Origin of the sequence: Lutimonas sp., from assembly GCF_051011215.1 — a bacterium.
GTDB lineage: Bacteria > Bacteroidota > Bacteroidia > Flavobacteriales > Flavobacteriaceae > Lutimonas.
This window is the reverse complement of the sequence record NZ_JBPCUJ010000052.1, coordinates 1-6,712: the sequence shown is the minus strand read 5'-3', so window position 1 is coordinate 6,712 and position 6,712 is coordinate 1. Positions and strand designations below refer to the sequence as shown.

Genomic DNA, 6,712 nt, shown 5'->3' with positions numbered 1-6,712 from the left:
AGCTCGTAAGAAATTCCAGTTCTCTAAACGTTAATCTGGAAATTATTCAATTGTTTTTGAATAATAAGCGTAAAGTAAAAAAGAATAAACTGTTGTCGTACAAGTCTAGCATCCAAATGATTGAGATTCATAAATTTAGATTGACTACTTAATCATTGCGAAAACCCACGGAACGTAAACTAAAACAAAATGGCAAACATTGAAATAAAAGAATTAATCGATTCGGGAGTTCATTTCGGACACCTTACTAGAAAATGGAATCCAAACATGGCTCCTTATGTATATACTGAGCGTAAAGGAATCCATATTATCGATTTATACAAAACTGCTGCAAAAATCGAAGAAGCCGGTTCAGCTTTAGGAAAAATTGCAGCCTCAGGTAGAAAAATATTATTTGTAGCTACCAAAAAACAAGCAAAAGACATCGTTGCTGACAAAGCAAAAAGCGTAAACATGCCTTTTATCACTGAGCGCTGGCCAGGTGGTATGTTAACCAACTTCGTCACTATTAGAAAAGCTGTTAAAAAAATGGCTTATATCGATAGAATGAAGAAAGATGGTTCTTTTGAAGCATTATCAAAAAGAGAGAAATTACAGATCAACCGTCAAAGAGCTAAACTAGAAAAGAATTTAGGTTCTATTGTAGATATGACGCGTTTACCAGGTGCAATTTTAATAGTTGATATTAAAAGAGAGCACATCGCTGTTGCTGAAGCACAAAAATTAAACATTCCAATTTTTGCGATGGTAGATACAAACTCTGATCCAAGACCAATTGACTATGTAATTCCATCAAATGATGATGCATCTAAATCTATAGATAAAGTGCTTTCTTACTTGGCTGAATCTATTTCTGAAGGATTGGCTGACAGAAAGAAAAGTAAAGAGCAAGATGCTGCTCCAGCTGCTCCGGCAAAAGCAAAAGAAAAAGTTGCTGCTGAAACGGTTGAAGCTGCTAAGCCTGCTGAAGCAAAGAAGGAAGAAAAATAATTGTAGAACTTGTTATTGACACAATAACGACTAAACATATAATAAGATGAAAATAACAGCTGCTGAAGTAAATAAGTTAAGAAAAGCGACCGGTGCGGGAATGATGGACTGTAAAAAGGCATTAGTTGAGGCAGAAGGAAATTTTGATTTGGCGATTGAAATTTTACGTAAACAAGGTCAGAAAGTTGCTGCCAAAAGAGCAGATAGAGAGTCAACTGAAGGTGCTGCCATTGCTGTAGTAAATTCAGACAGTACAGAAGGTGCTGTAATTGTTTTAGGTTGTGAAACTGATTTTGTTGGAAAAAACGAATCATTCGTAAACCTTGCAAAAGAATTGGCTCAAAGAGCATTAAACAGTTCTACTAAAGAAGAATTGATGAATGCTGATTTTGGTGGAATTACTGTTCAGGAAAAGTTAATCGAACAGACTGGTGTAATCGGTGAAAAGATTGAACTTTCTGCATTCGAAAAGATCTCTGCTCCATATGTAGGATCATATATCCACTCTGGTAAGATTGCTACGATCGTAGGTTTATCTGCCAAAGTTGATGGTGCTGAAGAAGTTGCGAAGGACGTAGCTATGCAAGCTGCGGCTATGAACCCTATCGCACTTAATGAAAGTGGTGTTGATCAGGAAGTAATTGATAAGGAGATTGAAATTGCAAAAGATCAATTACGTTCTGAAGGAAAGCCGGAAGCAATGCTTGATAAGATTGCAGAAGGAAAACTTAGACGTTTTTTCAAAGACAATACATTGGTAAATCAGGACTTTATCAAAGACAGCAAAGTTAGTGTTGCTAAGTATGTGAAGTCAATTGGTGATGTTGAAGTTATCGAATTTAAAAGAGTAGCCTTAGGTTAATCTTTCAAATAATTTTTTAAAAACCCTGGATGCGTATCCAGGGTTTTTTTTTGACTTAGAAATTCAAAGGGCTAACACAGGTTGCATGCTCGACAGGTATTCGATTCATATCTCCGTATTTTATAGAAAAAACTTGAATTTTCCATCCGTAATATTTATTATATTTGCACTACTTACAAAGTAATCTATGAAATATAAAAGAATTCTCTTAAAGTTAAGTGGTGAAGCCTTAATGGGCGATAGAAACTACGGTATTGATCCAGTAAGACTGGCTGACTATGCTTCTGAAATTAAAAATATTATTGATAAGGGCATCGAAGTCGCCATTGTAATTGGTGGTGGAAACATCTTTAGAGGGTTGGCCGGAGCGAGCAACGGAATGGACCGCGTTCAGGGAGATTATATGGGAATGCTGGCAACCATTATCAATGGACTAGCCCTGCAAAGTGCCTTAGAAGAATCAGAACTTCAGACAAGATTACTTACTTCAATTGAAATGAAACAAATAGCTGAACCTTTTATCAAAAGAAGGGCAGTAAGACATCTTGAAAAAGGGCGTGTTGTAATTTTCGGTGGTGGTACTGGTAACCCTTACTTCACAACTGACACCGCAGCCGTATTAAGAGCGATAGAGATAAATGCAGATGTAATTATCAAAGGTACACGTGTAGATGGCATCTATACTTCTGACCCTGAAAAGGATGCTTCGGCCGTTAAGTTTGAAAATATTACCTTTAAGGAAGTCATGAGCAAAGATCTGAAGGTTATGGATATGACGGCATTTACGCTGAGTGAAGAAAATGACCTGCCTATCATTGTTTTTGACATGAATAAAAAGGGCAACCTGATGAAAGTAATTTCAGGCGAAAATGTTGGAACACTAGTTAATTCATAAATTTTTTTAATCATGAACGAGGAAATTCAATTTATAATAGATTCGGCCATCGAAAAAATGGACAGCGCCATTCATCATTTAGAAGCAGAATTTGTAAACATAAGAGCCGGAAAGGCAACTCCATCCATGTTGAGTAGTGTAAAAGTCGAATATTATGGGGCTTTAACACCTTTGAGCCAGGTAGCAAACGTAAACACGATGGATGCACATACCATCACTGTTCAACCTTGGGAAAAACAATTGATTCCAGAAATTGAAAAGGGTATTATGAATGCTAATTTAGGTTTTAATCCAAGTAACAATGGAGAAAGTGTGATTATCAATGTGCCTATTTTGACTGAAGAAAGAAGGAGAGACTTGGCAAAACAAGCTAAATCTGAAGGCGAAAATGCCAAGGTGAGCATTCGAAATGACAGAAAAGAAGCCAATAATGAGTTAAAAAAACTCGATATATCTGAAGATATGCTCAATAATTCAGAACAGGATGTTCAGGATTTGACTGACAAGTATATCAAAAAGGTAGACGCTCTTTACGTAGTTAAAGAGAAAGAAATTATGACCGTTTAATCAAAATACCCACGTATCAACTTTTTGATTTAATACACTTCAAAAGATTCAAGATAATGTTGATTGCAGATAAAGCAGAACGCTTTTAAAACCTTTGTTTATGAATTTTTGGCAAGTTGTATCTCGGTTTATCTTAACTCAAAGAATATTAATTCTTGTTGTTCTTGCTGCCATTACGGTACTTCTAGGTTCTAAGATTCAAAATATTAAATTCTCCCATTCTGAGGCAAACCTCCTTCCAAAGGATCATGAGGAGAATATTAAATATGATCACTTTCTTGATATTTTTGGTGAAGAAGGAAACATGATCATCCTGGCTGTGCAGGATTCCAGTTTATTCAAAGTTGAGAACTTTAATAAGTGGAATGAATTTTCACACAAACTTGATGCCTATCCGGAAGTTGATTTCTCTGTTTCGATTGGAGACATCAAAAAGCTGAAAAAAGATAAAAAGAATCAGCAATTTATTGTTGAACCTATTTATGAAAACACTCCGTCCACGGACGAGGAGGTGGCTAATATTCGCAATGAGCTATTCGAAAAACTCCCGTTCTACGATAATATACTCTTCAATAAAGAAACGGGAACCGTTCAGACCGCTATATACTTAGACAAGGCGATTGTCAACACAAAGAAAAGAGAACGTTTTGTTTTTGATGTACTGAATCCCTATGTTGAGGCCTTTGAAAAGGATACTGGATTGGATGTGCGCGTATCCGGAATGCCTTTTATCAGAACAATGAACGCTCAAAATATCATTGATGAAATTGGCCTTTTTGTAGGCCTGGCATTGTTTATAACCTCTTTAATTTTCTGGTTATTTTTCAGGTCTTACAGAGCAACATTTATCACCATGACCGTTGTGAGTATCGGGGTGGTATGGGCCCTAGGTTTTATTGGTTGGTTTGAATATGAAATATCCGTTTTAATGGCATTGATCCCGCCACTGACCATCGTGATTGGGGTACCGAATGCAATCTTTCTCATCAACAAATACCAGCAGGAAGTCAAAAAACATGGTAACCAGGCAAAATCCTTGCAAAGAGTGATCTCAAAAATAGGAAATGCCACGTTGATGACAAATATCACGACGGCATCCGGGTTTGCAACTTTTATCTTTACAAACAGTCAGTTGCTGAACGAATTCGGTATCATTGCTTCTATCAACATCCTGGCTATTTTTGTTTTGTCTTTATTGATAATACCCATTATCTATAGCTTTATGCACAAGCCGAATGACAAGCACTTACAGCATCTTGAAAGAAAATGGATAGATGCCATTGTCAATTGGATGGAAAATACGGTCAGGCATCACCGAATTGCTATATATGTATCTACGGTATGTATTATTGTTGCAAGTATTATTGGTGTCTATATGATTCGCGTTTCAGGTAGTTTAATTGAAGACATGCCTAAAGGGAAGCAATTTTATAAAGATATCGTGTTTTTTGAGCAAGAATTTGGAGGCATCATGCCTTTGGAAATATTGATCGATACCAAACGTAAAAATGGGGTGATGAGTTTGTCTACCTTAAAAAGAATGAACAAACTCGATGAGGAAATAGACGAAATTCCGGAGCTATCTAAATCCATCTCGATACTGAATATGGTGAAGTATTCGAAGCAGGCCTTTTACAATGGAAACCCAAAATACTATCAATTGCCTACAGAGCAGGAGAAAAATTTTATTCTTGCCTATACAAAGAATTCAGATGCCACCTCCGATCAACTAAAGAATTTTGTTGACTCTACGGGTCAATATGCGCGTATCACCACCTTTATGAAGGACATTGGTACAGAAAAAATGGAAAACATTGAAGATCGGATCCAAACAAAAATTGATCAGGTTTTTCCCGTGGAACGTTATGACGTTTCACTTACGGGTAAAGCGCTTGTTTTCTTAAAAGGAACGAATTATTTGGTTAAAAATCTTGTGATATCTCTGTCATTAGCCATCTTTCTGATCTCTTTGTTTATGGCTTGGATGTTCAAATCGTATAAAATGATCATTATTTCGTTGATCCCGAATATACTGCCACTGTTGATCACGGCGGGGCTCATGGGCTATCTTGGCGTACCTATTAAACCTTCCACTATTTTGGTTTTTAGTATCGCTTTTGGTATTTCCGTTGATGACACCATTCATTTCCTGGCCAAGTACAGACAGGAACTTATTGCGCACAAATGGAACGTTCGTAAATCAGTATACGCTGCCCTTAGAGAAACTGGGGTAAGTATGTTTTATACCTCAATCGTATTGTTTTTCGGGTTCCTTGTTTTTACCGTATCAAGCTTCGGAGGTACGATTGCTTTGGGAGGCCTGGTTTCGGTAACACTTCTTTTTGCCATGGTATCCAATTTACTCTTATTACCATCGTTATTACTATCACTGGAATCGAGAATAGCCAATAAAAAAACACTAAAAAAACCAGCTATTTCAATCATCCCTAAAGAGGATGAAGACACTTAAAATTTATTAGCAATGAAAGGAATTATTCTGGCAGGCGGCAGCGGCACACGTTTACACCCATTGACATTGGCAGTGAGCAAGCAATTGATGCCTATTTATGACAAACCAATGATCTATTACCCTTTATCCGTGCTCATGCTGGCCGGGATCAAAGAAATATTGATCATTTCCACACCTACAGATCTTCCTCTCTTTGAAAGGCTTTTAGGAGATGGTAAAAATTTAGGGTGTCGATTTGAATATGCCGTTCAGGAGGTTCCCAATGGATTGGCCCAGGCCTTCGTTATTGGTGAGAGTTTTATCGGTGATGATGATGTCGCTCTGATACTTGGAGATAATATTTTTTATGGTTCTGATTTGGAAAGACGTCTGGAAAAAGCTGCATCACCCGAAGGAGGCGTTGTTTTTGCCTACCACGTGAATGACCCTGAACGATACGGAGTGGTTGAATTTGATGATGATTTTAATGCTATTTCGATTGAAGAAAAGCCAGAGGATCCCAAATCGAATTATGCCGTTCCAGGAATTTACTTTTATGACAATTCCGTGGTTGCCAAGGCCAAAACAATTAAGCCATCTGTTCGTGGCGAATATGAAATCACTGATATAAACAATGCCTATCTCGAAGAAGGAACCTTACGTGTGGCTCTTTTAGGAAGAGGTACAGCCTGGCTTGATACAGGGACTTTTTCCTCACTAATTCAGGCACAGCAGTTTGTACAGGTTATTGAAGAAAGACAAGGCCTTAAAATTGGTTGTATTGAAGAGATCGCCTATAGAAAAGGTTTTATTACCGGGGAACAGCTTAAAGCTGTGGCAACGCCCTTATTAAAAAGTGGCTATGGTCAATATCTCCTGGAAATATTAAAATAATTATACTTTCTAATTTTTATCGCTTTACGTATCTTTGCCACCAAAATTTTGAGGA

General features: G+C 37.2%; 6 protein-coding genes. All 6 read left to right on the top strand.

Annotated features, from left to right (window positions below; genetic code table 11):
- Positions 1 to 189: 189 nt before the first annotated feature.
- Positions 190 to 990 carry a 30S ribosomal protein S2 gene (gene rpsB, locus ACR2MV_RS05330; protein ID WP_434020869.1) on the top strand — a complete coding sequence of 267 codons (801 nt, stop codon included), beginning with the start codon at positions 190 to 192 and terminating at the stop codon, positions 988 to 990.
- A gap of 46 nt (positions 991 to 1,036) precedes the next feature.
- Positions 1,037 to 1,852 carry a translation elongation factor Ts gene (gene tsf / locus ACR2MV_RS05325; RefSeq protein WP_434020868.1) on the top strand — a complete coding sequence of 272 codons (816 nt, stop codon included), beginning with the start codon at positions 1,037 to 1,039 and terminating at the stop codon, positions 1,850 to 1,852.
- A gap of 187 nt (positions 1,853 to 2,039) precedes the next feature.
- A complete protein-coding gene (pyrH, locus tag ACR2MV_RS05320) occupies positions 2,040 to 2,747 on the top strand; it encodes a UMP kinase (RefSeq protein WP_434020867.1) in 708 nt (235 codons plus the stop codon).
- Positions 2,748 to 2,759: 12 nt separating this feature from the next.
- Entirely contained in the window at positions 2,760 to 3,314 is a 555-nt protein-coding gene (frr, locus tag ACR2MV_RS05315) for a ribosome recycling factor (RefSeq protein ID WP_434020866.1), read from the top strand.
- 100 nt (positions 3,315 to 3,414) lie between these two features.
- On the top strand, positions 3,415 to 5,784 hold the full coding sequence (locus ACR2MV_RS05310) for an efflux RND transporter permease subunit (RefSeq protein WP_434020865.1): 2,370 nt from the start codon (positions 3,415 to 3,417) through the stop codon (positions 5,782 to 5,784).
- A 12-nt stretch (positions 5,785 to 5,796) separates the two neighbouring features.
- Positions 5,797 to 6,657 (top strand): glucose-1-phosphate thymidylyltransferase RfbA, encoded by an 861-nt coding sequence (gene rfbA / locus ACR2MV_RS05305; protein WP_434020864.1) that lies wholly within the window; start codon positions 5,797 to 5,799, stop codon positions 6,655 to 6,657.
- Positions 6,658 to 6,712 lie beyond the last annotated feature (55 nt).